We start from the raw sequence: 25,573 nt of genomic DNA on the forward strand, positions 1-25,573 counted from the left end.
TCCGAATCGAACAACGGGGCCCGATACATTCTCAGGCTCTCAGGACGACAGAAGCAAACTACATCAATCGCCTCACACCAGCCCCGCCACCGGCGTCAGGTGCCGCCCCTCCTCGTGCCAGGCCCAATAGGTCTCGCGGATCCGGCGCGACACTGGCCCCGGCCGGTCGTTCGACAGGATGCGGCCGTCGATGCGGGCGGCCGGCATCACGCCGCCGGCGGTGGTCGAGGTGAAGATCTCGTCGGCCTCGTACAGGTCGGCGCGGGTCATCGGGCCGATGCGCAGCTCCAGCCCGAGTTCGGCGCATATGTCGATCACCGTCTGCCGGGTCACGCCCTCCAGCGCGCCGCGGTCGGGCGACAGCACCACGCCGTCGCGCACCGCGAACACGTTGAAGCCGGGCCCCTCGGTGACATGGCCGTCGCGGTCGAGCAGCACGGCGTTGTCGGCACCGGCGGCCTCGGCTTCGAACATCGCCTGCACCAGGTCGCCCCAGTGGTAGTTCCTCACCGTCGGGTCGACGCTCTCCGACGGGATGCGCGGGGTGCTCGCGACGATCAGGTGGGCGCCGCGCTCCTGCACCGGCACCGGGATGACGTCGATCCACGGGATCGCGTAGGCGATGTAGCGGTTGGTCATCAGGCTCGGCCGCCGCGGCATGCCGAACAGCGGCACGCCACGGGTGGCCACCATCGCGACATAGGCGTCGGCCAGCCCGGCCCGCTGCACGCAGCCGGCCAGGATGCGCGCCTGCTGGCCGGCGTCGTGCGGGATGGTCATGCGCAGTGCCGCCATCGAGCGGGCGAACCGCGCCAGGTGGTCGTCCAGCCGGAAGAACGCGCCACGCCAGACATGCACCACGTCATAGGTCACGTCCGACTTGGTGAAGCCCCAGTAGAGCACCGAGACCGCGGCGCGGCCGATCGGCACGTAGTCGCCGTCGACGAAGGTCGCACCGGCGGCGAAGGAGTCGGAATCGGCCATCGGGATCTCCTGTGCAGGTCTTCAACCGGCCTCGGGAAAATGACAGGCGACGCGGTGTCCGGGCTCCGCCTCGTCGAGCCGCGGCTCGATCTCGGTACAAATACCTCGCGCTTTCCAGCACCGCGTGCGGAACCGGCAGCCGGACGGCGGGTCGAGCGGGCTCGGCGGGTCGCCCTGCAGCACGATGTGGCGGCGCGCCCGCTCGCGCACCGGGTCCGGCAGCGGCACCGCCGACAGCAATGCGCGAGTGTAGGGATGGCGTGGTGCTGCATAGAGCGAGCGCGCCGGCGCCAGCTCGACGATGCGGCCGAGATACATGACGGCGATCCGGTCAGAGATGTGCCGGACCACCGCCAGGTCGTGGGCGACGAACAGGTAGGCCACGCCGAGCCGGACCTGCAACTCCTTCAGCAGGTTCAGTACGCCGGCCTGGATACTGACGTCGAGCGCCGAGACCGGCTCGTCGAGCACCACCAGGTCGGGGGCCGATGCCAGCGCCCGAGCGATACCGATGCGCTGGCGCTGCCCGCCGGAGAACTCGTGCGGGAAGCGGCCGGCATGCTCGGGGTCGAGGCGGACCATCGCCATCAGCTCGGCGACCCGCTCGCGCACCGCGGCGCGCGGCTGCCGCTCCAGCATGCGCAGCGGCTCCGCCAGGATGTCGCGCACCCGCATCCGCGGATGCAGCGAGGAATAAGGGTCTTGGAACACCATCTGGAGGCGCCGCCGCATGCGCCGCATCTCGGGTGCCGGCAGCGCCACCAGCTCGACGCCGGCGAACCGCATCGAACCCGAGCTCGGCTCCATCAGCCGCAGAAGGCAGCGCCCGAGCGTGCTCTTGCCGCAACCCGACTCGCCGACCAGGCCGAGGGTTTCGCCCGGCATGATGTCGAAGGACACGCCGGCCACCGCCTGCACGGTCCCGACCGCGCGCTGCAGGAAGGCGCCGCGGCTGATCGCGAACTCCTTCACCAGGTCCTGGACGGACAGCAGCGGCCCGCTCACGGCACGGCCTCCGGCGCCAGGTCTTCCGCGCGATGGCAGGCGCTATGCACGGCGCCGACCACGCGCAGCTCCGGCGCCTCGGCTTGGCAGCGCGGGATCGCCCAGCCGCAGCGCGGATGGAAGGCGCAGCCCGCCGGCAGCCGCGACAGGGTCGGCGGCGCCCCCTCGACCGGCACCAGCGGCCGGAACTCGCCCTCGACCCGCGGCACCGCGCCGAGCAGGCCGATCGTGTAGGGGTGCCGGGTGCGGTAGAACAGGTCGTCGGTGCCGGCGGTCTCGACCACCCGGCCGGCATACATCACCGCGACCGCGTCGGCGCACCCCGCCACCACGCCGAGGTCGTGGGTGATCAGCACCAGGCCGATGCCCAGCTCCTCGCGCAGCCGGGTCAGCATGTCGAGGATCTGCGCCTGCACGGTGACGTCGAGGGCGGTGGTCGGCTCGTCGGCGATCAGCAGGTCGGGCTGGTTGGCGACCGCCATGGCAATCATCACCCGCTGCCGCATGCCGCCGGAGAACTCGTGCGGATACTGCCGCACCCGGTCGCGCGGCTGTGGGATCGACACCGTCGCCAGCAGCTCGACGGCACGTTCCAGCGCCGCCCGCGCCGACAGATCGCGGTTGTGCGGCCGGATCGCCTCGACGATCTGCGCGCCGACGGTCATCACCGGGTTCAGCGCGCTCATCGGGTCCTGGAAGATCATCGCCATGCGCGCACCGCGCACCGCCTGCAGCTCGCCGGCGCCGAGGCCGAGCAGCTCGCGCCCGGCCAGCCGCACGCTGCCGGTGACGTGGGCGGACGGCGGCAGCAGGCCCATCGCCGCCATCATGGTCACGCTCTTGCCGGACCCGGACTCGCCGACGATGCCGAGGGTCTGCCCGGCCTCGAGCCGCAGCGACACGCCGCGCACCGCCGGCAGCACGCCGCCGCGGGTGCGGAACTCGACGCGCAGGTCGGTGACCTCGAGCAGCGGTGCGGCACTCATTGCGACCTCGGGTCGAGCAGGTCGCGCAGGCCGTCGCCGAGGAAGTTGAAACCCAGCACTACCGTCAGGATCGCCACGCCGGGGCCGAGCGCGATCCACCAGCTGTAGAAATGCACGGCACCGTCGGAGATCATCGCCCCCCATTCCGGGGTCGGCGGCACCGCGCCGAGGCCGATGAAGCTGAGCGAGGCGGCCAGCAACACCACCTGGCCGAAATCCATGGTGGCGTTGATCAGCGTCGGGGTCCAGCTGAGCGGCAGGATGTACACGGTCAGCAGCCGCACCCGCCCGACCCCCGAGGCGACGGCGGCGCTGACATGGTCCTGGCCCTTCACCGCGATCACCTGGGCGCGCATCAGCCGGGCGTAGACCGGCCACCACACCGCCACCAGGGCGATGGCGGCGTTCTCCAGGCCGGGGCCGAGGGTCGCCGCCACCGCCATCGCCAGCAGGATCGGCGGGAACGACAGGGTGACGTCGACGGCGCGCATCAGCACCGCGTCGATCCAGCCGCCGAGATAACCGGCCACCGCACCGACGAGCGAGCCGACGGCGACCGCGCACAGCACCACCGACACCGCGATCGGCATCGAGTGGGTGGCGCCGTGCAGGGTGCGCGACAGCACGTCGCGGCCCAGCGCGTCGGTGCCGAGCCAGTGCTGCGGGCTGGGCGGGCGCAGCCGGCGCCCGACCATGTCGAGCGGCTCGTAGGGTGCCCACCAGTCGACGGTCAGGGCGACGGCGACCCAGAACGCCACCACGGCGATGCCGAGCGCCATCGGCACCGTCAGCCAGGCCGGGGCTCGCCACCGCATCATCTCAGCCGATCCGGATGCGCGGGTTGGCGAAGGCATAGGCGATGTCGGTCACCAGGTTGGCGAGCAGGAAGGCGGCACCGCCGACGATCGTCACCCCGATGATCGCCGGGTGGTCGAGCTGGCGCGCCGACTCCACCGCATAGGAGCCGATGCCCGGCCAGGAGAAGATCGTCTCGGTCAGCACCGCACCGGTGATCAGGTAGGCGAAGGAGAAGCCGATGATGGTGAGCGTCGGGATCATGGCGTTGCGCAGGGCGTGGTTCAGCAGCACCCGCTGCTGCGAGGCGCCCTTGGCGCGGGCGGTGGTGATGTAGTCCTGGCCGAGCACGTCGAGCATGCTGGCGCGCACCAGCCGCGAGATGATGCCCATCACCGCCCAGCCCAGCACGCAGGCCGGCAGCACCAGGTGGGCAAGCGCGTCGCGCAGGGCACGGCCGTCGCCGGCCAGCAGCGCGTCGACCGTCAACATGCCGGTGATGTGCGGCGGCACCGGCAGCCGGGCGTCGATGCGGCCCGGCCCGGGCAGCCAGCCGAGCTGCACCGAGAACACGAACAGCACGATCAGCCCCGACCAGAACACCGGCAGCGACGACCCGAACAGCGCCAGCAGCCGGGCGGCGTGGTCGAACGGCCGGTCGCGGAAATGGGCTGCGAACACCCCGAGGCCGACGCCGACCACGGTGCCGACCAGCATGGCGGCGAGCGTCAGCTCGATGGTCGCCGGCAGCCGCGCCGCCAAATCGTCGAGCACCGGCCGCTTGGTGCGGAACGAGGTGCCGAAATCACCGGTCACCAGATTGCCGACATACACCGCGTACTGCTCCGGCAGGCTGCGGTCGAGACCCCAGCGGGCGCGCGCCGCCGCCACCACCTCGGCATTGTTCATCTGCCGCTCGCCGATGATCGCGGTCAGCGGGTCGGCCCGCGTCATGTGCGACAGCAGGAAGGCGATGGTGACCACGCCGAGCAGCAGCAGCGGCATCGCGAGCAGGCGGCGGATGGTGTAGCTCAGCATGCGGGATTTCGGATCGCTGGCCCGGCAGGCGCCCGTCGCTTCGTGGGTCCCGGAGCCGGCCGCTCGCGCGGCCTCTCCGGGACGGGTGAAAAGAGCTTCGTCATTCCGGAGGGGGCGCGCGAGCGCCCGGCTCCGGAACCCACCAGCCGCTCGGGGTCCCTCACCTCACCGGGCCTCAGTTCCGCTTCAGCTCCCAGAGCGGCAGGTTGCAGCAGGCGCTGTAGCGCACCCCGGCCAGGTCCTTGCGGTAGGCGAGGATCAGGTTCGGGCTGACCAGCGGGAAGATGATGCGGTCGCCGATCATCTCCAGCGCGATCTGGTTGAAGTGGCCTTCCATCTCCTTGCCCGACGATGCCAGCGCCTTGGCCAGCAGGTCGGCCTCCTTCGGGTTCAGCTCGTCGTCGGCGAGCTTCGCCCGCTTGGCCCAGGGGGCGCCCTTGGTCATGCCGAAATACTGCGCGTACTGGCCGGAGCCGTAGTAGTCGGGCGCGTAGAACACCGCGGTCAGCGGAATGCCGTCGCCGCTCACCTGCTCGCGCCAGACCGAGAAGGTCAGCGGGCTCAGGTTGATCTTGATGCCGGCCTTGGCGACGTCCTGCTGCACCTTCTGCATCAGCAGCGACAGGTCGACGCCGTAGACGTTCATCGCCGGGAACTTGGCCTCGAGCTCGAAGCCGTTCGGGTGGCCCGCCTCGGCCAGCAGCGCCTTGGCCTTGGCGAGATCCTGCTTCGGCGCCGGCAGGCCCTTGGTGCCGGGGAAGCCGTTGGGGATCGGTGCCGGCTGCAGCTTGCCGTCGCCGCCGACCGTGAAGTCGACCGCGCCCTGGTAGTCGAGCGCATGGCCGAATGCCTCGCGCACCGTCTTGGTCAGCTTCACCTTGTTGGCCTTCGCACCGGGGCTGAGCGCCACGTAGACGAAGTTGTAGGACGGCACGGTCTCGATCTTGACGTCCGGGCTGCGCACCGACTTGGCGGTGTCGGGATCGACCTGCATGGCGATGTCGGCGGCACCGCTCTCCAGCATCTGCGCCTGGGTGACGGCGTCCTTGACCTGCTTGATCACCACCTCGTCGACGGCAGGCTTGGCGCCCCAGTATTTCGGGTTGCGCGCCAACCGCAGCTCGTCGTCCGGCTTGTAGCTGGTCAGCACGAACGGCCCGCTGCCGGCGGAGTTGGCGACGAACCACTTCTCGGCGGTGTCCTTGCCGCTGGCATCGCTGCCGGCGAGCGCGCCGTGCTGTGCTGCGACGTCGCTGTTCACCGCCCCGGTGTAGGGGGCGGTCAGGATGCCGAGGAACTCGCCGTTGGGTGCCGCGAGCGAGATCACCACGGTCTTGGCGTCCGGTGTCGCGATGCCGGTGACGCCGTCCATCAGGAAGGACGGGCTGCCCTTGAGATTGGCGAGCCGCTCCAGGCTCCACTTCACGTCCTTGGCCTCGACCGGCGAGCCGTCGGCGAACACCGCACCGTCGGCGATGGTGAAGGTGAACTTGGTCTGGTCGGCGTTCACCGCCCACTTGGAGGCGAGGCGCGGCACGATGGTGGCGTTGTCGGCAGCCAGCCCGACCAGCGGCTCATACACGGCGCTGAAGTAGATCTGGCAGGTGTCGCAGAACCCGGCGGCCGGATCGAGCGAGTTGAAGTCCATGTTGCGGGCGATCACCACGGTGCCGCCGGCGGCGAGCGCCGCCGAAGCGCCAGCGAGCGTGCCGGCCGCTAGCAGCGTCGATGCCGCAGCGAGCCGCAGGCCCCGCGAAATGCTGAGTTGTCTGGTCATGGTCTGCCTCCTCCTCCCCTCGTTGAGCGCCCGGCCCCCCGCCGGGCGCTGACGGTGTGCTCCGGGCCTCAGGCCGCCGCGTCGCGCAGCAGCTCGCGGGCGACCTCGGCGATGCCCTTGGCGTCCAGCCGGTAATGCGCGTACAGCGCCGCCGGCGGGCCGACCTCGACGAACTTGTCGGGCACGCCGTGGCGCCGGAACGGCACCCGCGGCCCGTCGACCAGGACCTCGGCGACGGCCGAGCCGAGGCCGCCGATCACGTTGTGCTCCTCGACCGTCAGGATCGCGCCGGTCTCGGCGGCGGCGGCGCGGATCTCCTCGGCGTCGATCGGCTTCAGGGTGTGCATGTCGACCACGCGCAGCTCGATGCCCTCCGCAGCCAGTGCCGCCGCGGCATCCAGGGTCGGCCGCACCTCGGTGCCCATGGTGAACACCGTCAGGTCGCGGCCCTCGCGCAGCCGGCTCGCCTTGCCGAAGGCGAAGTCGGCCGGCACGGTCTCGTACACTACCGGGTCGCGGCCGCGGCCGAGCCGGATGTACATCGCCCCCGGATGGTCGACCGAGGCGCGCAGCACGGCGCGCAGCTGGTTGGCGTCGGCGGCGCTGACCACCGTGAGGTCGGCGATCGTCCGCATCATGCCGAGGTCCTCCAGCGCATGATGGCTGGTGCCGTAGAACCCCATCGACATGCCGGAGTGGTGGCCGATGGCACGCACCGGCATGCGCGGATAGGCGCAGTCGGTGCGGATCTGCTCGGCACCCAGGATGCCGCAGAACGACGCGAATGTGGCGGCGTAGGGGATCAGCCCGGTCGACGCCATGCCGGCGGCGGCGGTCAGCATGTTCTTCTCGGCGATACCGAAGTCGAAGAACCGGTCGGGATGCCGCGCCTTGAAGTCGTTGGTGCGGTTGGCCGACGCCAGGTCGGCGGTCATCACCACGATGCGCGGATCCTTGTCGGCCAGGTCGGCCAGCTCCTCGCCCAGGACGAAGGCCGGCAGCGACGCCGCCGGCGTGCCCTGGACCGACTTCTCGTGCTTCAGCCGGGTCTCGCCGTCGGCGGTGCCGCGGAAGATTTCGCTCTGGTCCTGGTGCGTCTGCTTGGCTTCGCTCACGACACCGCCTCCAGGGGCTGCAGGCCGGCGTCGAGCTCGGCCATGACGTCGTCGTAGTCGGCGCCGGCGAGGTTGCCGACATGCCAGTTCAGCGCCAGCTCCATGCGCTTCACGCCCCTGCCCTTCACGGTGTCGGCGATGATCGCCTGCGGCCGGCCGCGCCCCGCCGCGGCGAGGCCGTCGAGCGCGCCCAGGATGGCGTCGAGGTCGTGGCCGTCGATCCGCCGCGTGTCCCAGCCGAAGCTGCGGAAGCGGTCCTCGATCGGCTCGATCGCCATGATCTCCTCGGTGCGGCCGTCGATGCACAGCTGGTTGCGGTCGACGATCGCCACCAGCGAGCGCAGGCCGAAATGCCCGGCCGCCATCGCCGCCTCCCACACCTGGCCCTCGGCAAGCTCGCCGTCGCCGAGCATCACGTAGGTGCGGAAGCTGCGGCCCTGGGCGCGGGCGCCGAGCGCCATGCCGACGCCGATCGACAGGCCGTGCCCGAGCGAGCCGGAGCTGAAGTCGACGCCGGTGATCTTCTTCATGTCCGGATGGTCGCCGAACGGGCTGCCGAAGCGGGTGTAATCGTCGAGCAGCTTCGGGTCGAAGAAGCCGAGGTCGGCAAGCACCGGGTACAGGCCGATGGCGGCGTGGCCTTTGCTCAGAATGAAGCGGTCGCGGTCGGGCCAGCGCGGCTCGGCCGGGTTGATCCGCAGATGCGCGTAGTACAAGGCAGCGAACAGCTCGGCCGCCGAGAACGTGCTGGAATAGTGGCCGGCGCCGGCGATCCGGCTCAGCCTGACAGTCTCCTTGCGCACGAACTTGGCGCGGTCCTCGAGGAAGGCGCGGCTGACGTTGCGTCCGCCGCCCTGCTGCCTGTCGGGCATCGGCACCTCCCCAGTGGTCATCGTCGGCGCTCCGATCTTGGTACATGATATATCCAATGGCCAGGGGGAAGTTCGTCGGGGAGGCCTGCGCGGCCGCTCGCGTGCAGCCTGGATCCTCGCAGTGACGGGTCCTTGTTACCGGCCCTCCTTCGCCTCCAGGTGGCGCAGGAAGTTCCGGCCGCCCTCCAGCAGGTCCTGGCGGATCGCCTCGCGCAGCATGTAGCCGTCGCGGCGGCGCAGAGCGTCCAGCACGACCTCGTGCTGGTGGGGACCGTCGTAGGTCGGGTGGCCGTGCGGGTACAGCTCGTTCAGCAGCGGACCGACCCGGATCCACAGCGACTCCAGCAGCTCGATCAGGGTCGGCATCGCCGAGCGCCAGTACAGGCCGAAGTGGAAGTCGAAGTTGGCCTCAAGTGCCGTCGGGTAGTCGCGGCTCTGCTCGGCCGCGATCAGCTTGGCGTGCAGCCGGGCGAGCTGGTCGATGTCCTCGGGCCGGATGTGCGGCAGCGCGCGCTCGGCGGCCAGCGGCTCGAGCTGCAGGCGGATGTCGCGGTTCTCCAGGTACTGCGACAGCGACAGCCGTCGCACCCGCACGAAGTAGCGCGGCTTGATCTCCAGCGCGCCCTCGCGGGCCAGTTGGAAGATCGCCTCGCGCACCGGGGTCTCGCTGGTGCCGAGCTTGGCGGCGAGGTCACGGATCTTCAGACGCTGGTCCGGCTTCAGCTCGGCCCGCATCAGGGCGGTGCGCAGGCGGCCGTAGACCTGTTCGGAGAGGCTTACCGAGGCGAGCGGTTCGAGCGGGGTGATGACGTCGTGAACGGCGGCGTTGCTCATCCGGCGGGGTCTGCCCTCATCCTCCGGCGGCCGCGACCGCCGCGAAGGCGGCGTCGGTGGCGGCCAGGGCCCGGTCGATATCAGCATCGCTATGGGCCGTCGACAAGAACATGTTGTGCCGGTGGTGCAGGTAGGTGCCGCGCGCCAGCGCCTGACGGCAGAACAATGCCCCCTTGGTGAATTCCGGGTCGTCCTCGAACAGCACCAGCGGCATCTGCGCCGGACCGGACTGCCGGATCGCCACGCCATGCGCCCGCGACTGCGCCGCCAGGCCGTCGCGCAGCCGGTTGCCGACGCGCTCCAGGTAGGCCGGCGCGTCGATCGCATGCAGCTCGGCAATGGTGGCCTTGGCCGCCACCATCGACACCGCACTGCACCAGAACGAGCCGGTGACGAACACCTTCTGCGCCGCCTCGCGGAAGCGGTCGCCGCCGGTCACCGCCGCCAGGGCATAGCCGTTGGCGATCGCCTTGCTCCAGGCCGCCAGGTCCGGGCGAACACCCAGCGTCTCCCAGCTGCCGCCAAGATGCAGGCGGAAGCCCGCCCGGACGTCGTCCAGGATCAGCGCGGCACCGGCGTCGTCGCACAAGGCCCGCATGGTCTGCGCAAAGTGCCGTGTCGGCATCTCCAGGTCGCGGGCGATGTCGTGGCGGAAGGCGGTCACCAGCACCGCGGCGAGGTCGTCGCCGGCGCCGCGCACGGCGGCGGCCAGGCTGTCGACGTCGTTGTAGTCGTAGTGCAGGACGTGGGCGCGGTCTTCGGCCGTCACGCCGGCCAGCGACGGCGAGCACCACGGCACGGCACCATGGTAGGAGCCACGCGCCACCAGGACCTTGCGCCGCCCGGTCGCCGCACGCGCCATGGTCACGCAGGAGGTGGTGGCGTCCGAGCCGTTCTTCTGGAACATCGCCCAGTCGGCGTGCGGGATGGTGCGCACCATCAGCTCGGCGAGGTCGACCAGGTGCTCCGACGGGCCGTCGAGGCAGTCGCCGACGGCGCGCTGCGCGTCGACCGCGCGCTCCACCGTCGGATTGCGGTGGCCGAGGATGATCGGCCCCCAGCTGCACATGAAGTCGACATATTCGTTGCCGTCGACATCCCAGACCCTCGGTCCCTCGCCCCGGGCGAAGAACTGGGGATAGCCCTCGGGCATCTGGGTCGCCTTCTGGTGGCCCCACATGCCGCCGGGGATCACCCGGGCCGCCCGCTCGCGCAGCGCGGGGTCGAGGGAGTTGCGCATCACGGGCTCGGTCACGGGCGTCTCCGGTGAGTGACGATGGTGGTCGCGCGGGCTGTTCATCGGGCGACCGCCTGCTGGCCGTAGCCGGCGTAACGCCGGCGCACCTCGGCCATCTGTGCGCTGTCGAGGAGCACCGGCGGCCCGGCGGTCAAGGCCAGCAGGTACTGTCGCGCCAGGATCTCCAGGCGCCGCGTGGCGGCCACGGCGCGCGCCAGGTCGGGCCCATGGGCGATCATGCCATGGTTCGCCAGCAGGCAGGCGCTGCGCCCGTCCAGCGCCGCGGCGGCGAGCTCGGCCAACTCCACCGATCCGAATGGCGCGTAGCCGGTGCACGGCACGTCGTCGCCGCCGAACCCGGCGACCATGTAGTGGAAGGCCGGGATCGAACGGCGCTGGCAGGACAGCGCTACACAGGCGTCGGCGTGGGTGTGGACGACGGCACCCGCGCCCGGCACCGCGCGGTAGATGGCGGCATGCATCTGCCATTCGCTGGACGGCCGGATGTCGCCGTTGACCGTCCCGTCGAGCGCCATCGCGACGAGCCGATCCGGCGCCAGGTCGGCGGCGGCGGCACCGGTCGGGGTGATCAACATGCCGTCGAGCGTGCGCACGCTGATGTTGCCCGCAGTGCCGGCGGTCAGGCCGTCGCACACCAGCGCGCAATATTGCTCGATGATCGCCTGGCGCAGCACCGCATCGGTCATCGCCCGGCTCCGTGGCGCAGGCCGGCATGCCGATCGCCGAGCACTGACAGGAACATGTCGACCGGCCCGAGCTTGCCGGACTTCAGGTGCATCGACACCGGATCTGCCTCGGCCGAGACCGCACGGTGCACGCCGGCGAGCTCGTAGGGCTCGACGTCGAGGCGGCGGATGCCGAGCGCCTCCACCACGGCACCGGAGGTCTCGCCGCCGGCGACCAGGAAGCGGCGGACGCCGCGGTCACGCAGCGCAGCGGCCAGCGCTCCCAGCAGTTGCTCGGGAAGCTGCCCGGCCAGCTCGGTGCCGAGTCGGGCCTTGGCGCGCTCGACCGCCTCGGGCGTCGCCGATGTCGCGACCGCGACCGGCCCCGCCTCCCAGCGCGCCGCCGCCCACTCGACCGCCATCGCCACCGCCGCCGCCGGGTCCTCGGCGCAGTCGACCGGATCGAGCCGGAGCACTGGGCGCTGCACCTCGAAGTGCGAGAGCTGCTCGCGGGTGCGGTCGGCGCAACTGCCGGCCAGCACCACCGCCGGACCGTACACCTCCGGCAGGGCCGCCGGCGGGGCCGCGGCGGTGCTGCGCCGCCAGAGCCGTGGATAGTAGACGGCGATCGACGAGCCGCCGGTCATCAACGGCCAGTCGACGGTCAGCTCCGCCAGTGCCACGAGGTCGGTCTCGTCGACGGCGTCGAAGATCACGCAGGTCACACCGCCGGCGGCCAGCCGGTCTAGATGCGCCCGGCAGGCGTCACCGCCACGGATGATCACGTCGTGGGACAGCAGCCCGACCTGGTGCGGGGTCTGCGCCTGCAGCACCCGCACCAGGTCGGGGTCGGTCATCGGGGTCGCGGGGTCGAGCCGCTTGGGCGATTCCGAGACCAGCTGGTCTGCGACGAACAGGTGTCCCTGGTAGACGGTGCGTGCGACTTCGGGAAAGGACGGGCAAAAGCCGGTGATCGCGGCTCCGACCCGCCGCATCAGAGCGTCGGCGCAGGGCCCGATGTTGCCGGCGGGCGTGGAGTCGAAGGTTGCGCAGTACTTGAAGAACAGCCGGGAGGCACCGCGCGCCAGCAGGGCGGCGGCCGCGGCATCGACGCGCTCGACCGCCCGCGCCGCTGGCGCCAGCCGGGTGCGCATCGCCACCACCACCGCGGTGTCGTGCTCTGTCAGGGTCTCCAGCGCCTGCGGCGCCGTCACCAGCGGGCAGTTCTCACCTTGTGCGACCATCACGCTCGCGAGTTCGAGACCACCCGTCAGGTCATCGGCGATGCCCCCGTATCTCAGACCTCCTAGATGCACGTTCATGAGATGGTACCCGTCGTCCGGACTCTCGAGGAATTTGATATATCATATAGAAAGATCTGTCCCGGATCTGTCAATCGCTGTAATCCGCCGGTACACTGCAATCCCGTCGCGTTTCGGTACGGGGTTCCCGTACCACTTCTGCCTACCTGGTCGACTACGCCCGGCGCCAGCGGGCCGGGCAGCCGGTCGGCACGTCGACCGTCGAAAGCCTCGCCAACGCGTTGGTGAACCGGCGCATGAACAACCTGCAGCAGATGCGCTGGTCCACCGCCGGCGCGCACGCCGTCGTCACCGTGCGCGCGCACGTGATGAACGAAGCCCCTCAGAAGATGCCGACAACGACCCGGCAAGCGGCCTGACCCCCACGTTTCAAGCAGTCCCCTCCCTGTGTCCGATATCAGAACACCTGAGCGCTTCCGACTCATGCAGTCCGGCTGGTCGGCGCTCGTGCGCGCCATGGAGGCCATCGGCCGCCTGGACGAAGCGCTGCAGCGGTGCCGGGACTGATTGGAACGTGGGGGTCAGGCTGCTGCTCGCAAGAGCAACCGAAGCGATGCCGTCCGCTGAGGCTCGGCGCCGTTCCGCCTGGCCCGGATCAGCGACCAACATCCCCCAAGTGTCTGACATGTCCTGATTGCTAACATGATAGCTAACTTGCTAGCACGGGGTGCTTCCACGTACCTCACTCGCGCGCGTCAGCCCCTGTCTGCTCGGGGTAGCTAGCCTCCAGCTCGATCCGCGGCTCCGTCTGCCCGTCCCAGGTGAACCGCCAGCGGGCATCCTTGCGCACATTGCCGACCAGCGCCGGGCGGAAGCAGGCGAGGCAGGTGCCGCCGGGATGGCGCACGCTCGGATAGAGGATGCCGGCCGAGCCGGCCGCGAGCAGCCGCTCGGCCACGCCCTGGGGCTCGACATAGCTCGTCGGGCTCAGGCAGGCCTCGAAGCCGGGCGCGTCGCGGATGTCGTGGAACTCGCCGCCGAAGTCGGCGTGGTAGTCGTCGTAGGTGATGCTCTCGTTCAGCCAGCCGACCTCGGCGAGTTCGACCGATTTGTGCCAGGCCACCTCGGCCTGCGAGGTCTCGAGCTCGAAGCCAGCGTACCAGGCGCCGCGGTCGGGGCCGTTGAAGCGGCTGCCGAGCGGGCTGGCGTGGGTGAAGGCGGCGTTGATAATCCGATAGTGCGCGATTTCGAAGACAAGCTCGTCGACACCGACACCGGGCAGCCGGTCGCTCTCGGCCAGAAGCCGGTCGTTGGTGGCGTTATCGAGATCGAAGATGCCGCGCAGATGGTCCTCGTCGTCGGCGATCCGCACCAGCACGCTGGCGCCGCCGTCGCTGTATTTGGAGGGGATCAGGCGGTGGGTGTCGAGCTGGCGGATGCGGGACAGCGGCGGCACTGTCACTGGCCGCCCCGGCGGGCATCGAGCAGTCGGCGAACGGTGGCGAACGCCGGCAGGCCGCCGCTCTTGAGGTAGTCGATCGGGGTCTGGCCCCGGAAGATCCGGTTGCTGTTCGCCAGGCTCATCCAGCGGTCGGCCAGCTCCTCGCCATAGAGAATGTTCAGGGCCTTGAAGATGCCGACCAGATAGGAGATGCGCCGCAGGCGGTCCTCGTCGAGCACCCGGTCGCCCTGCTTCTTGAGGCCGTAGAACGCGCCGTTCGACATGCTGCCGAGCAGCAGGCGGGCCTCCTCGTCGCGGACCTTCCAGCGCGCCATGATGTTGAAGAACGCGCGGACCGCGTCGGCGCTGAGCCGCGCGCGCTCGGCGCGGTCCGACAGGTCGATTGGCGGTGCCACCGCGTAGCGGGTGGCCGGGTAGGCGAGCGGGACGGCCATGTCTCCTTCGTTCATGGAGGTAGATTGCTCCGAACTCGGAGAACGTCAAGGGGGTGCGGCTCGTCGCCATCCGGGCCCAGCATTGCCGGCGCCCCCTCCTCGGCGCACCGCCGCGGCCCGCGCTCCTCGGGCGTTATGGGAAATCTCTCAAGGGGCCGCTACGCGCGCTCGGTGCTGCAGCCGCTGGCGCAGATCTCCTCGGCCGCCGGCGGCTCGCCGGCGTCGACCATCGTGAAGATGTCGCCGACCCGGAAGCTGGAGAGAGTTGCCGACGGCGCCGGCCGCGGGTCGAGCTGCGCCCAGCGCACCCGCTCATGCGGCGCGACGCTCAGCCCGACGCTGCCCGGTTCCTCCATCGCCTGCAGGATCAGGCTCGACGTCGCCGTCGAGGTGCCGGTCGCCGTGGCCGTGCTGGATGCGGTGGCCGTTGCGGTGCTGACCGCCACCATGAAACCGGCCGGGAACTCGACCTGGTCCGCGAAGGGATCGGTAGCGAGTTCCTGGACATTCCAGGCCAGGACGCCGGCGGCCAGGGACAGCTGGATCGTCGTGATGTACTTGCTCATGAAGAAGATGTAGGGGGTCCGCCCACGGCGATCAATAGATATGCCCCCCAGACTCCCGGCTTGGCCAGCTGTTCGGGATCAGGCCGGCGGCCCGCATCTTCTCCTCGAGCGGGGCAAGCTGGCGATCGAGTTCCGCCATCGTCTCCAGCAGCGGCCGCGCGGCCTCCTCGGCGTCCCGACGCTGTTCCTCCAGCGCCTGACCCAAATCGGTCGTCTCCCCGGCCTCCTGGAACCGCGCAAACGCGTCGAGAGCCGGGCGGCTTTGGCGTTCAAGACCCTCGATCGTATCCAGCAGCGGTCGCTGCTCACGATTGATCGCGTCCAGCTTTTCCTGAATTGGCTGCATGGCCGCTTCAAGGTGTCGCCGGGCCGTCTGAAGCGCCCGCGACTCCCCGGTGATCTCAGCGGCCAGTCGCTTCAGATCAGAGGAGTACGGCGGCAATCCGGCGATGAGCCGACTAAGGACGGCCGCACTCCCACCCCCGGTGCCGTAGCCGCCGACGACCGGCCGGCGGCTCTCGGCCTGGCGCGTCCGGGCGGCCTTAAGGTAGCCCGCGCCGTCGGCCTTCCACTTCCGCTGCAACCGCCGGATCGCCGACTCATCGGTCACGCCAACCCGCCGCATCGCCGGCGTGGGAATCGATGCCGGGTGGCGCACCAGGAAGTCGGCAATCTTCTCCAGGGTCTGTCGGTCGTCGAGCCCGGAGCCCTGCGGGCGGCCGCGCCGCGGCTTCGTGAATTCGACTTGGTCCATCTCAGCACCTCCAAACGAGAAACAGTGCACAGATAGATGATACAAGGGTTCCGGCAAGTCCAACGATTTAAATGGGCGATCCGGCAACAGCCCGAGCGACAACAATTCGGGCAAATTGAGACTTCGCGCGACAAAAATTCGCCATTACACCCACCGGCTGGCGACAAAAATGCCTGCCCGCCCTCACCACTTCATCCGCCGGGGCACAGCCAGACGGTTCGGCACCTGATCAGCTGGCGCCACGTATAGGATCACCTGGACAGTCCGCCACTCCTTCGGCTCCCCATTTTCCTGTGGCATCCGGGTTACCAGATTCCGGCGCGCGACGAACAGCACCGCTCCGCCGGCCTTCAGGGAGGCAATCAAGCTCGCGAACTGCTCGTACGTCTCGAGCCGATCCTGGTGCCCCATGACGTCGTGAACGTCACCGTAGTCGCGGAACAGATCGAACAGCTCGGCCCCGGTCTGCTGCACCTCCGCCGAGGTCGCCTCGTGATAGTCGCCCAGGTAGACCTCGGCGATCTCCGCGAGCTGGCCGACCGTCTTACCGGAGTCGGTCGGCGCGACCTCGACAAGGACACTCTCGGGATGCGCCTTCTCGATCTCCCGCTTGGCATGCTCCTCGGTCAGGCTGGCAATGGATTGGTGGAACCAGGCGAGGAACTGCTGGAACTCCGGCTTGAAGAACACGTCCGGATCTTGCCGTCGAAGAGCTCGATGACTGAACGTGTGTACGGACGCAAATTATTCCCCTCCCACTTCCAAACAACTTCTCTGGCGCACCTGCGCCGGCTCTCGTCTCCGACGCTCTATCCCCTCCGGAACCACGCCGTTCGGTGCCAAGCCAAAAAGTGCAGATGTCGCGCCCCCAGCCCCTCGACCCGCACCGGCTTGTCGAGCCCCAGCGCCGCCGCTGCGTCTGCCGACAGCTGCGGTGACAGCGTCACCGCCCCGTCACGCCCAGCAGCAGGACGTGAAGCTGATACACCACGACGCTTGGCTCGTCGGTCGCCATGCCGCGACGCTATCCGCACGCCCATCAGCCTTCCATCACGATCCAGGACAGCCCGCACTTTGCCCTGGTCTCCATCGCCGGCGTCTTTCATCACATCAGCCCTCGCCACGCCGGTCTGTACTTCACCGAGATCGGCTTCCGCTGGTCGCAGCGAACGGTCGCCAAACAGGCCATGCGAAGAACCCGCAAAGGGCGTTCCGTCCTTCAAACCGTCTGGTCACGCATCCCGCCTGCGCTCCAGCTCCCGGCCGTCTTCCAGCATGCCGTCGGCCGCCAGATGCGACGCACCAGGGCCGGGGGCCTCGACATCATTTCAACCGTGGCTGTCTTTCGTTGATAAAGGCGTCGTTGTCTGGCGTACTTTCAACGCTATGCCCTCGTCACGGCCGGTCCGATTCGCCCCGGTTGATGACCCGCAATGTTCCCTGGGCCTGGGCGACCAGACGGCCCGACCCGTCGTGGACCTCGGCCGTGGCGGCTATCAGCGTCCGTCCGCGTCGTACCACCTGTCCGTGCCCGAGCAGATCGCCCCGTCCCGGATCGAGATACGTGATCGAGATCGTCGACGTGGTGACGCCGCCGCCGTCGAGGGTGCTGCGGCAGGCTGTCGCCAGGGCAGCATCGAGGAGGGTCGCGATGGCCCCGCCGTGGACATCGCCGCGGCTGTTCTCGAGTTCGGCGCGGCTGGCGAGACGAACCGTTGAACGCCCGTTGGTGGCCTCGACGACAATCATGCCGAGAAGCCGGTAGAAAGGGCGGACCGGCGCAGGACCTTCCACCATCAAGGCTCCTCGGTCACCGGGATCAGGGTCGCCCGCGCGGGTTGCCATGCGATGTAGGCTGCGGCACCGACGGCTGGGACCTGGTCGCGCCATGTCGTGATGATCGTGAACTCGTGCTCGGCGACCATGACGGCGACGTTCAGGGACGCTCCGAGGTCGCTGATACGTGCGACCCTGCCGGTCAGGTATTGCCCGTCCGCTGGCGGCGTCGAGACAATCCTCGTGTCCTCCGGCCGGACCAGGAACGCGGCCGCGTCACCAACCTTGACGTCGGGGTGCGGCGGCACGCTGATCTCCCCGATCGTCGGCACGGCGATCGTCGCGACCGTGCCGTTGAGCGTCTTCACGGTGCCGTGGACCAGGTTGGCTTGCCCGATGAACCCGGCGACGAAGATGTCGGCCGGCCGGCTGTATATGTCGCGGACACTGCCGACCTGGCGTACGCGACCCTCGTTCATGACGACCAGCCTGTCGGCAGTGGCCATTGCCTCGCCCTGGTCGTGGGTCACGAACACCGTTGTGATGCCGATCTGGCGCTGGATCTGACGGATCTCGAAACGCATCTGCTCGCGCAGGTTGGCGTCGAGATTGGACAGCGGTTCATCGAGGAGCAACACCGATGGCTCGATTACAAGGGCTCTGGCTAGTGCGACGCGTTGCTGCTGGCCGCCAGAGAGCTGGCGGGGGTAGCGCTCCCCGAAGCCGTCGAGTCGCACGAGCTCGAGCGCACGGGCGACCCGAGACCCGGCCTCGGCACGCGCCACGTTGCGCATTTTCAAGCCGAACGCGACGTTCTCCTCGACCGTCATGTGCGGAAACAGCGCATAGCTCTGGAACACCACGCCGATGTTCCGCTTGAACGGCGGCACTCCCAGTGCCGAACGCCCATCGATGACAATGTCGCCGCCGCTCGGCTCGAGGAATCCGGCCAGCATGTTCAGGGTCGTCGTCTTTCCACATCCCGAGGGCCCGAGGAGGGCGACGAACTCGCCCTGCTCGATCCGCAGCGAAAACGATGCGACCGCCTCTACCGATCCGAAGCGCTTCGAAATGTCGATCAACTCGACCACTGCCATCCCGGCTTCCCCTCTCGCATCACAACCACTGCTGCGCCACCGCGCTCCAACCCGCCTGCACTCAGCGCAATCCAAAGATCCTTCCGATACCGACCGTCCGTTCGAGCACGACCGTCATGAGAATTGCGAACAGCACCAGGACGGAGCTGATCGAGGTGATGAACGGGTCGTAATTCTGCTCGACGTAGGCGAAGACCCGGACCGGCAGCGTCATTGCCGTCGGGCTGGAGAGGAAGAGCGATACCGCGACCTCGTCGAACGAGATGATGAAGGTGAACAGGAGACTGGCGACGATGCCCGGCCGGATCAGCGGCAGGGTGACGTAACGGAATGTGCGCCAGCGGCTCGCACCCAGGCTGTTCGCGGCGAGCTCGAGATTTGCGTCCAGGCCCGTGAGCGCCACGGTGACGAGCCTGATCGCGAACGGTGTGGTAACGACGAGGTGCGCAATCACCAGCGTGGACATATCTCTCGGCAATCCGGCCGCGACATAGAAACGCAGCAGGGCGATGCCGAGCACCAGAGCCGGCAGGCTCAGCGGCGCCATGAACACACTCTGCATGATATCACGGCCGGGAAAGCGGTAGCGGACCAGCGCCAGAGACGCCGTCGTGCCGATGGCCGTTGCGCCGATTGCCGTGGCCATGGCCACGATCGCACTCACCTTGAGGGATTCGATGAATTCCGGTCGGTGCGCAATCTCGATGTACCACTTGAGGCTGATACCGCGCGGCGGAAACGTGATGTAGTCGGCCGCGGTCAGTGACTGGAGCAGGATGACGGCGACCGGCGCGATGGAGAAGCAGCACACGAGACCGACATAGATGGCGAGCCCGCGGCTCGGCGTCGAGGGCGTCATGAGAACACCGCCCTGAAATGACCGCGCTCGATGAGGCGCGTCTGGATCGTCAGGATGGCGATGACGATGACCACCAGCGTCACCGCGAGCGCCGAGCCCAGGGGCCAGTTCTGCAGGATCAGGGTCTGCTCGTAGATCGCCGTCGAAAGCACCATGTAGCGGGCACCGCCGAGCAGGGCCGGCGTCACGAAGGCGCTCGACGCGAGGCTGAAGACGATCAGCAGGCCCGACAGCACTCCAGGCAAGCTCAGTGGCAGCACGACGTGCCAGAATACGCGCCAAGGGCTGGCGCCGAGACTGGCGGCGGCGAGCGGCACCTGCGGGTTGACGACCTGCAGCGAGGTCGCAATCGACAGCACCATGAACGGCAAGAAAACATTGGTGAGGCCGACGATCACGGCGGCCTGGGTATTAAGGATATCGCCCCCGGCCAGGCCCACGAGGCCGAACAGCCACGTGGTCAGGCCGTCGGGGCCAAGCACGATCACCCAGCCGAAGCTGCGCACGACGACACTGATCAGCAGGGGCGACAGCACCATTATGATGACCACTGCCTTCGCCCGAGCCGTCGCCCGGCTGATGTAGTAGGCGACCGGATACCCGACCAGGAGGGTTGCCAGCGACGCGAGCACGCTCTGGATAAGCGTCGAGGCGATGACCCCTTGGTATCGGGAGTCGAGCCAGATGCGCTCGTAGTTTTCGAGGCTGAGGTCGTGGATGATGCCGGTGACACGGCTGAAGCCGAACAGGCTGTTAACCGCCAGTGTGCCGAACGGCACGATGAAGAACACCGTCAGCAAAGCCGTCGCCGGCAACAGCAACAGGACGACGGGCGCGACGATCGACCGTCTGCGTCTGGCCAACCGTGCGGTCATTTTCGATAGCCCTGCGGCTTCCTGACCGATCGTCGCACCCATCGGTAAAGCCTCAGTTGCCCATCACCTCGCGGCGCCAGAGCTCCGCCCACTTGTCGAGGTTGGCGTTCATCTTGGCCCGGTCGATGCGGATCAGCTTCTTGAGGTTTTCGGCGCCATAGTTGACCCGCTTCTTGTGCTCCTCCGACAGGTTCACGTTGCGATTGACGGGCGCGACGAACATGCCGCCGGAGATGATCTCCTGGGCCTCGGCGCTGATGAGGTAGTTGACGAGGATCTGCGCGGCCTCCGGATGCGGGGCATTCTTCACCACGTCGAAGTAGTTGGCGAAGAAGCCGGCCCCTTCGGACGGATAGACGAAGCCCATGGGGGCGCCCTTCTCCTGCTGGAGGAAAGCCCGGATGCCACCGTTGACAGTCATCCAGGCGGTACCCTGGATGATCATGTTGTCGAGTTCGGCTGGCGTGCGCACGAAATGCGCGAGATTGCCGCTTTCGCGCAGAGCCTTGAGCTTGGCCACGCCTGGCTGGACGTTGTCCTCGCTGCCGCCGTTGAGCTTCGAGAGGATTACCAGCAGATCCTGTGAGTAGGCGACGTTGAAGTCGTACATGGCGATCTTGCCCTTGTACCGCGGATCCGCAAGATCGGACCACGCCTTGGGGACCGGCACGCCAGCCTCGGCCATCGCCTTGTCATTGTAGATGATACCCGTCGTGGTGATGCCGCTGACGACCCCGACGCCATCGGGATCGCGTGCCTCCTCGAAGACCTGATCAATGTTGGTGACGACGGCCGGGTCGAGCTTTTCGTAGAGCCCCTGCTGCTTTCCGATGGTGTGGGTGAGCTCGTTCGACCAATAGACGTCGATGTCCGGACGATCTTTCGCCGCCTGCACCTTGGTGAAATTGCCCATGGCCGTGCCGACGACCAGCGTGACCTTGATTCCGGTCGCCTTCTCGAAGGCCGGAATGAGATTGCCGCGGGTGAACCGTTCGATGGTCCCGCCGTAACCGGCGAGCACCACCTCTTTCTGCTGGGCGCCTGCTGTGGTTGCCGTCGCCGCCAGCACGCCTGCTGCCAGCACGCCGGCGAGGCCGGCGTGAGACGCGAGACGTCGGGCGAAGCCGACGAGAGACTGGTTCTTTCTCATGGTGTCCTCCTCCCAATTTTATTCTTTGCGTGTTCCATGACTGCATTGAGACCTTGGCCGTTCAGGCCTGGGCTCCGGTGTTCAACGCTTGCATAGCGTCTCCAGCGAGGCGCAGACGACGTCCGGGACCTCGACGCCCTCGACGAGCCGGCGCCGTCGCTCGGCGGCGGACCGGTCGAAAGGCATCCGCACCGGTGACCCGCTCGCCTCGGGCCGTGCCCCCCGCACTGCCTCGGCGAAGGTGGCCGTCCGGGACTTGAACGTGTCGGCCGGTCCCAGCAGCGCGGGATCGATGACAAGCACGAAGTACCCGAACCCCTCGAGCCCTTCCGGCATTGCTTCAGTGCCGCAAAGTACGCCGAGCAGCTGCACCACGGCGGCCAGTCCGGATCCCTTGTGGCCCCCCCACACCCGGACAGCGCCGGCGAGGGCGGCGACCGGGTCGGTGGTCGGGCGCCCCGCGCTGTCGAATGCCATACCATCGGGCAGCGACTCACCGAGCCGCATGTGCATCATCACCTCGCCCTGCATGATGGACGCGGTGCCGATGTCCCAGATGACCGGGTCACCGGTGGTCGGGAAGCCGAAGGCAATAGGGTTGGTGCTGAAGCGCGGCTCGGTGGCGCCGTGCGGCGCAACCATCGGCGAACCGTTGCCGGCGGCCATGGCGACCAGTCCCTCGCGTGTCGCCATCTCGACGTAATAGGCAAACAGTCCCGTGTAATACGTGTCGATGGCACCGACCACCGCGATGCCGCTCTCTTTGGCCTTGGCGATGGCCAGTTTCGTCGCCTGTTGGGCGACGACGTAGCCGACATTGTCTCCCCCGTCGATCTGGGCCGAGACAGGGGTTTCGTGGACCACGCGAATGGGGCGGCGCCGGTCGGGATATTTCGCCATGCGCTCGGCGATCGCGAGAATTCGCGGAAGGCCACCGAAGGTGACGCCACGCAGGGCCGCATCGACGAGATGGTCAGCCGTGATCTGAGCATGCTCAGCGCTGTGACCGATCGCGCTCAATGCTCGCATCGCGAGAGAGCGGGCCTCTTCGACGTCAAGACGCACGGGGTCTCCTCCTACGGTTGTCGTTGTCCGGCCCGCGCTGACTTCAACCGCCGCGCGGCTTGAATTTCGGCAAGCTGATGTCCTCGTTGACGTCTTCGAAGACGACCTGGACGGGCATGCCGATCTTCAGGTCCTGGTTGCGCGTATCGACGACGTTGGCGATGACGCGCGGCCCTTCTTCGAGCTCGACAAACGCGACGTTGTAGGGCAGTTCCGCTTCGAATGCCGGGTGATAGGCCTTGTGGAAGACCACCCAGCTGGCAATCTTTCCGCGTCCGGACATCCGGTCCCAATGATAGCTTTCGGAGAAGCAGTGCGGGCACACCGGTCCGTTGGGGGCCCACGCTTTTCCGCAGTCGTTGCAGCGCTGAAGCACGAACTCATGCTTGCGCGCGGCCGCCCAGAACTCCTTGCTGAAGTCGGTGATTGGCGGCAACGGTTTGGCGGAACCACCAGCCTGTACGGATGGCACAGACATGTTGTCTATCTCCTGAAAATGACTGAGTCGCCACGATTGGTGGCCCACTGGATGATCTCGGCGTTCTCGACCTGGCGATCGCCACACTCGTCGCGAAGCTGCCTGACGATCTCGCAGATGTGGTTCCAGCTGGAGATGTGCGCCTCCGAGAGGAGGCCTCCATGCGTGTTGATCGGCAACTCGCCGCCAACGCGGATCCGGCCGTTCTTGGTGAACTCCCATGCCTCGCCCGGCTTGCAGAAGCCGAACCGCTCGAGCGCCATCCAAACGTTGCTGGACATCGCGTCATAGGTGTAGAGGGCGTCGATGTCGTCCTGTGTCACGCCGGCCATCCGGTAGACTTCCAGGTCTCGCGGGCTCGGTACCGGCTCGTTCTCGTCCTGCTGGTGTATGCCGATGCCGGGCCGCCCCCCGGTCGCCTCCTTGAGGCCAGCGCGCATGCCCTGCATGCCGGAGAGGTAGACCGGCTTCTTTCGGCCGTCGCGCGCGCGCTCCGCGGTGGAGACGATGACCACCGCGGCACCTCCCACGGTCAGACAGTAGTCGAAGAGATGCAGCGGTTCGCAGACGAAGCGCGAGTTCTGGTGTTCCTCCACCGTCAGCGGCTTCTTCATGAAGGCGTTCGGGTTGAGCAGCGCATTGTGGCGGAGCGAGACGCCGACCTCGGCAAGATCCCGGCTGGTGGCGCCGTAGCGGTCGAAGTACTTCTGCAGGGCCATGGCCCAGGCGCCGCCTGGGGACGACATGCCGAAGTGCGGATGCTCGAAATGCGCGCCGCCGATCTCGCGATCGTCCTGGTTCTGCCCCTGCAGGCCGACAGTGCCGACACGCTGCCAGTTGATCGAGCAGACGCAGGCCACGTATTTCGCGAGCCCGGCGTGGGCGGCGAGCCCGCCGTGAGCGAGTACCGTCGCGAGCTGGCGGCCATGCTGCCAGGTCTGGTCTGCGAAGGCGATGTCGAGACCGAAAGCCTCGGCCACCTGGTCATAGTCGACGCCGAGCGGCGTGCCGATGTTGATGAGCAGCCCGTCGATGTCCTCGCGCTTCAGGCCGGCGTCGTCGAGTGCCGCCTTGAACGCCGTCACGAGCGGGACCAGCGGGCTGTCCGTCGGCGCGTGCCGTGCGAAGCCGCTGTTGCCCACACCGATGATGGCGGTGCGGTCCCTGATGCTGAAGTCCTCCATCTACCTCGCCTCTTCGCCAACGGTTCATCGAACGGCCGGATGCGGTCATCCCGCGGTGCCGGCAACCACCAAACCGCCGGCGCTGACGAGCCGGCGTATCTCGCTGTCTGACAGTCCAAGCTCCGCGCAGATGGTGGCGCTGTGACCACCGATCGCCGGCGCATCGCCCCCGGGTGCCGCAGCGCTCTCAGAGAAGCGCGCGGGAAATCCGAGCACCGAGACGAGGCTTCCGTCTGGACCCGGCACCGACGCTGTCACGCCTAGCGCCACCGCCTGCGGATGTGCGATCGCCTCTGCAGGCGTCTGGTATGCGGATCCGAGCCCGCCAAGCGCGCGCACCGCGTCGACAATCTCGGCCGACCCGCGCTTCACGAACGCCGACTCGTATTCCGGCTTCAGCGTCCGAGCCTTGGGTCCGAGCCCTGTGGTCTCGCGGCCGGCCTTGTCGAAACGTGGATCGTCGAGCATCCACTCCAGGCCCATCTGCTCCACGAATTGAACCCATCCCGGACGCCCTTCGGCGCCGACCGATCCCCCGAACATGAAGGTGATCGGCGAATCGCCGGTGGCCCAGCCGCGGTCAGGCGGATCGTTGGCGCCGCCGACACGCGGGCCGGAGTACTCGTCCGGGTCGCTCTGTGCCGCGAGGTGGACGGTCTTCATGCTGAGCAGCGAATTCAGCATCGACACGCTGACACGCTGTCCGCGTCCCGACCTCCGGCGCCAGAGCAGCGCGGCCAACGCGGCCTGCGTCGCGAAGATGCCGGTCGATACGCCGGCAACGTCGGCACCGAGGCGCTCGGCGGGCCGGTCACGGCTGCCAAGGTAGCGGGTATAGCCGGCCATCGCCTGCGCGGTGAGTTCGGAGGCCGGCTTGCCGGTCAACGGTCCCGCGTCGCCGAATGGTGAAATGCACACGGTGACGAGACGCTGGTTGGCGGCCCAGACCTCTTCGCCGAGACCCCGGATTCCGAGCGCCTCCAATTCCTCCAGAGTGCGGTCGGTGATCAGGACGTCCGCCGTCTCCAGCAACCGGCGCAGCAGGTCGCCTGCCGTGGCTGGGCGCGCGCCGAGGCCAAGGGCGCGCTTGCCGCGGTTCAGCGAGAAGAATGCCGCGCTCGTCCGGCCATCCGAAAGGAATGGTGGGCAGCCCCTGAGCCAGTCGCCTTGCTCAGCTTCGATTTTGACGACATCGGCGCCGAGATCGCCCAGCCGCAAGGCCGCGAGCGGCCCGGCGACACCCTCTGCGAACTCGACGATGCGAAGTGGCGGCAACATGAGC

At 68.3% G+C, this 25,573-nt stretch carries 27 protein-coding genes and 1 pseudogene; 2 read left to right on the forward strand and 26 right to left on the reverse strand.

The window, feature by feature from the left end:
- Positions 1-72 precede the first annotated feature (72 nt).
- The 12 genes from RIC31_RS01935 to otnK form a co-directional block, all read right to left on the reverse strand.
- Positions 73-984, reverse strand: coding sequence for an aminotransferase class IV (locus RIC31_RS01935; protein ID WP_350100718.1), 912 nt, complete (start codon positions 982-984; stop codon positions 73-75).
- Positions 985-1,005: 21 nt separating this feature from the next.
- Complete coding sequence (locus RIC31_RS01940) at positions 1,006-1,989, reverse strand: ABC transporter ATP-binding protein (RefSeq protein WP_350100724.1); 984 nt, start codon at positions 1,987-1,989, stop codon at positions 1,006-1,008.
- Positions 1,986-2,975: an ABC transporter ATP-binding protein gene (locus RIC31_RS01945; protein ID WP_350100733.1), complete on the reverse strand. Its 990-nt coding sequence runs from the start codon at positions 2,973-2,975 to the stop codon at positions 1,986-1,988. Before RIC31_RS01945 ends, RIC31_RS01940 begins: the two co-directional genes overlap by 4 nt.
- Positions 2,972-3,793, reverse strand: a complete 822-nt coding sequence (locus RIC31_RS01950) for an ABC transporter permease (protein ID WP_350100742.1) — start codon at positions 3,791-3,793, stop codon at positions 2,972-2,974. Before RIC31_RS01950 ends, RIC31_RS01945 begins: the two co-directional genes overlap by 4 nt.
- A gap of 1 nt (position 3,794) precedes the next feature.
- On the reverse strand, positions 3,795-4,808 hold the full coding sequence (locus RIC31_RS01955; RefSeq protein ID WP_350100750.1) for an ABC transporter permease: 1,014 nt from the start codon (positions 4,806-4,808) through the stop codon (positions 3,795-3,797).
- Positions 4,809-4,983: 175 nt separating this feature from the next.
- Complete coding sequence (locus RIC31_RS01960) at positions 4,984-6,585, reverse strand: ABC transporter substrate-binding protein (RefSeq protein WP_350100760.1); 1,602 nt, start codon at positions 6,583-6,585, stop codon at positions 4,984-4,986.
- 68 nt (positions 6,586-6,653) lie between these two features.
- Positions 6,654-7,700, reverse strand: coding sequence for a transketolase family protein (locus RIC31_RS01965; protein WP_350100769.1), 1,047 nt, complete (start codon positions 7,698-7,700; stop codon positions 6,654-6,656).
- Complete coding sequence (locus tag RIC31_RS01970) at positions 7,697-8,572, reverse strand: transketolase (protein ID WP_350100774.1); 876 nt, start codon at positions 8,570-8,572, stop codon at positions 7,697-7,699. The genes RIC31_RS01965 and RIC31_RS01970 overlap by 4 nt, the downstream gene beginning before the upstream one ends.
- 135 nt (positions 8,573-8,707) lie before the next feature.
- Entirely contained in the window at positions 8,708-9,406 is a 699-nt protein-coding gene (locus RIC31_RS01975) for a GntR family transcriptional regulator (protein ID WP_350100779.1), read from the reverse strand.
- Between the two features lie 16 nt (positions 9,407-9,422).
- Positions 9,423-10,661: an aminotransferase class III-fold pyridoxal phosphate-dependent enzyme gene (locus RIC31_RS01980; RefSeq protein WP_350100785.1), complete on the reverse strand. Its 1,239-nt coding sequence runs from the start codon at positions 10,659-10,661 to the stop codon at positions 9,423-9,425.
- A gap of 41 nt (positions 10,662-10,702) precedes the next feature.
- The gene (locus RIC31_RS01985; protein ID WP_350100793.1) at positions 10,703-11,350 is read right to left on the reverse strand and encodes a class II aldolase/adducin family protein; all 648 of its coding nucleotides are present in this window, start codon (positions 11,348-11,350) and stop codon (positions 10,703-10,705) included.
- Positions 11,347-12,651: a 3-oxo-tetronate kinase gene (gene otnK, locus RIC31_RS01990; protein WP_350100801.1), complete on the reverse strand. Its 1,305-nt coding sequence runs from the start codon at positions 12,649-12,651 to the stop codon at positions 11,347-11,349. The genes RIC31_RS01985 and otnK overlap by 4 nt, the downstream gene beginning before the upstream one ends.
- Positions 12,652-12,887: 236 nt before the next feature.
- Between otnK and RIC31_RS01995 the strand changes: the two genes are divergently transcribed.
- Positions 12,888-13,010, forward strand: a complete 123-nt coding sequence (locus RIC31_RS01995; RefSeq protein ID WP_350100806.1) for a hypothetical protein — start codon at positions 12,888-12,890, stop codon at positions 13,008-13,010.
- A 323-nt stretch (positions 13,011-13,333) separates the two neighbouring features.
- Here the strand turns inward: RIC31_RS01995 and RIC31_RS02000 are convergent, their stop codons facing one another.
- The 5 genes from RIC31_RS02000 to RIC31_RS02020 form a co-directional block, all read right to left on the reverse strand.
- A complete protein-coding gene (locus RIC31_RS02000; protein WP_350100811.1) occupies positions 13,334-14,053 on the reverse strand; it encodes an RES family NAD+ phosphorylase in 720 nt (239 codons plus the stop codon).
- Positions 14,050-14,487, reverse strand: coding sequence for an MbcA/ParS/Xre antitoxin family protein (locus RIC31_RS02005; RefSeq protein WP_350100815.1), 438 nt, complete (start codon positions 14,485-14,487; stop codon positions 14,050-14,052). Before RIC31_RS02005 ends, RIC31_RS02000 begins: the two co-directional genes overlap by 4 nt.
- A 158-nt stretch (positions 14,488-14,645) precedes the next feature.
- Positions 14,646-15,053: a hypothetical protein gene (locus RIC31_RS02010; RefSeq protein ID WP_350100819.1), complete on the reverse strand. Its 408-nt coding sequence runs from the start codon at positions 15,051-15,053 to the stop codon at positions 14,646-14,648.
- 31 nt (positions 15,054-15,084) lie between these two features.
- Positions 15,085-15,807 (reverse strand): hypothetical protein, encoded by a 723-nt coding sequence (locus RIC31_RS02015; protein WP_350100824.1) that lies wholly within the window; start codon positions 15,805-15,807, stop codon positions 15,085-15,087.
- A gap of 183 nt (positions 15,808-15,990) precedes the next feature.
- Positions 15,991-16,497, reverse strand: coding sequence for a hypothetical protein (locus RIC31_RS02020; RefSeq protein ID WP_350100830.1), 507 nt, complete (start codon positions 16,495-16,497; stop codon positions 15,991-15,993).
- Between the two features lie 395 nt (positions 16,498-16,892).
- On the opposite strand from RIC31_RS02020, the pseudogene RIC31_RS02025 reads away from it, so the two are divergent.
- Positions 16,893-17,159, forward strand: a pseudogene (locus tag RIC31_RS02025) (IS1595 family transposase); the annotation flags it as partial.
- A gap of 43 nt (positions 17,160-17,202) precedes the next feature.
- Here RIC31_RS02025 and RIC31_RS02030 read toward each other — a convergent pair.
- From RIC31_RS02030 to RIC31_RS02070, 9 genes are all read right to left on the reverse strand, one after another.
- Entirely contained in the window at positions 17,203-17,604 is a 402-nt protein-coding gene (locus RIC31_RS02030) for a PaaI family thioesterase (protein WP_350100839.1), read from the reverse strand.
- Positions 17,604-18,680 carry an ABC transporter ATP-binding protein gene (locus RIC31_RS02035; RefSeq protein ID WP_350100848.1) on the reverse strand — a complete coding sequence of 359 codons (1,077 nt, stop codon included), beginning with the start codon at positions 18,678-18,680 and terminating at the stop codon, positions 17,604-17,606. The genes RIC31_RS02030 and RIC31_RS02035 overlap by 1 nt, the downstream gene beginning before the upstream one ends.
- Before the next feature lie 61 nt (positions 18,681-18,741).
- Positions 18,742-19,539, reverse strand: coding sequence for an ABC transporter permease (locus RIC31_RS02040; RefSeq protein WP_350100858.1), 798 nt, complete (start codon positions 19,537-19,539; stop codon positions 18,742-18,744).
- The gene (locus RIC31_RS02045; RefSeq protein ID WP_350100869.1) at positions 19,536-20,456 is read right to left on the reverse strand and encodes an ABC transporter permease; all 921 of its coding nucleotides are present in this window, start codon (positions 20,454-20,456) and stop codon (positions 19,536-19,538) included. The genes RIC31_RS02040 and RIC31_RS02045 overlap by 4 nt, the downstream gene beginning before the upstream one ends.
- Before the next feature lie 10 nt (positions 20,457-20,466).
- Positions 20,467-21,564, reverse strand: a complete 1,098-nt coding sequence (locus RIC31_RS02050) for an ABC transporter substrate-binding protein (RefSeq protein WP_350100878.1) — start codon at positions 21,562-21,564, stop codon at positions 20,467-20,469.
- Between the two features lie 81 nt (positions 21,565-21,645).
- Positions 21,646-22,629 (reverse strand): Ldh family oxidoreductase, encoded by a 984-nt coding sequence (locus RIC31_RS02055; RefSeq protein ID WP_350100884.1) that lies wholly within the window; start codon positions 22,627-22,629, stop codon positions 21,646-21,648.
- 43 nt (positions 22,630-22,672) lie between these two features.
- Positions 22,673-23,107, reverse strand: coding sequence for a Zn-ribbon domain-containing OB-fold protein (locus tag RIC31_RS02060; protein ID WP_350100889.1), 435 nt, complete (start codon positions 23,105-23,107; stop codon positions 22,673-22,675).
- 5 nt (positions 23,108-23,112) lie between these two features.
- Positions 23,113-24,291 carry a thiolase family protein gene (locus RIC31_RS02065; protein ID WP_350100905.1) on the reverse strand — a complete coding sequence of 393 codons (1,179 nt, stop codon included), beginning with the start codon at positions 24,289-24,291 and terminating at the stop codon, positions 23,113-23,115.
- A gap of 45 nt (positions 24,292-24,336) precedes the next feature.
- The gene (locus RIC31_RS02070) at positions 24,337-25,569 is read right to left on the reverse strand and encodes a CoA transferase (protein ID WP_350100919.1); all 1,233 of its coding nucleotides are present in this window, start codon (positions 25,567-25,569) and stop codon (positions 24,337-24,339) included.
- Between the last annotated feature and the right edge of the window lie 4 nt (positions 25,570-25,573).

Origin of the sequence: Thalassobaculum sp. (genome assembly GCF_040219615.1) — a bacterium.
Lineage (GTDB): Bacteria > Pseudomonadota > Alphaproteobacteria > Thalassobaculales > Thalassobaculaceae > Thalassobaculum_A.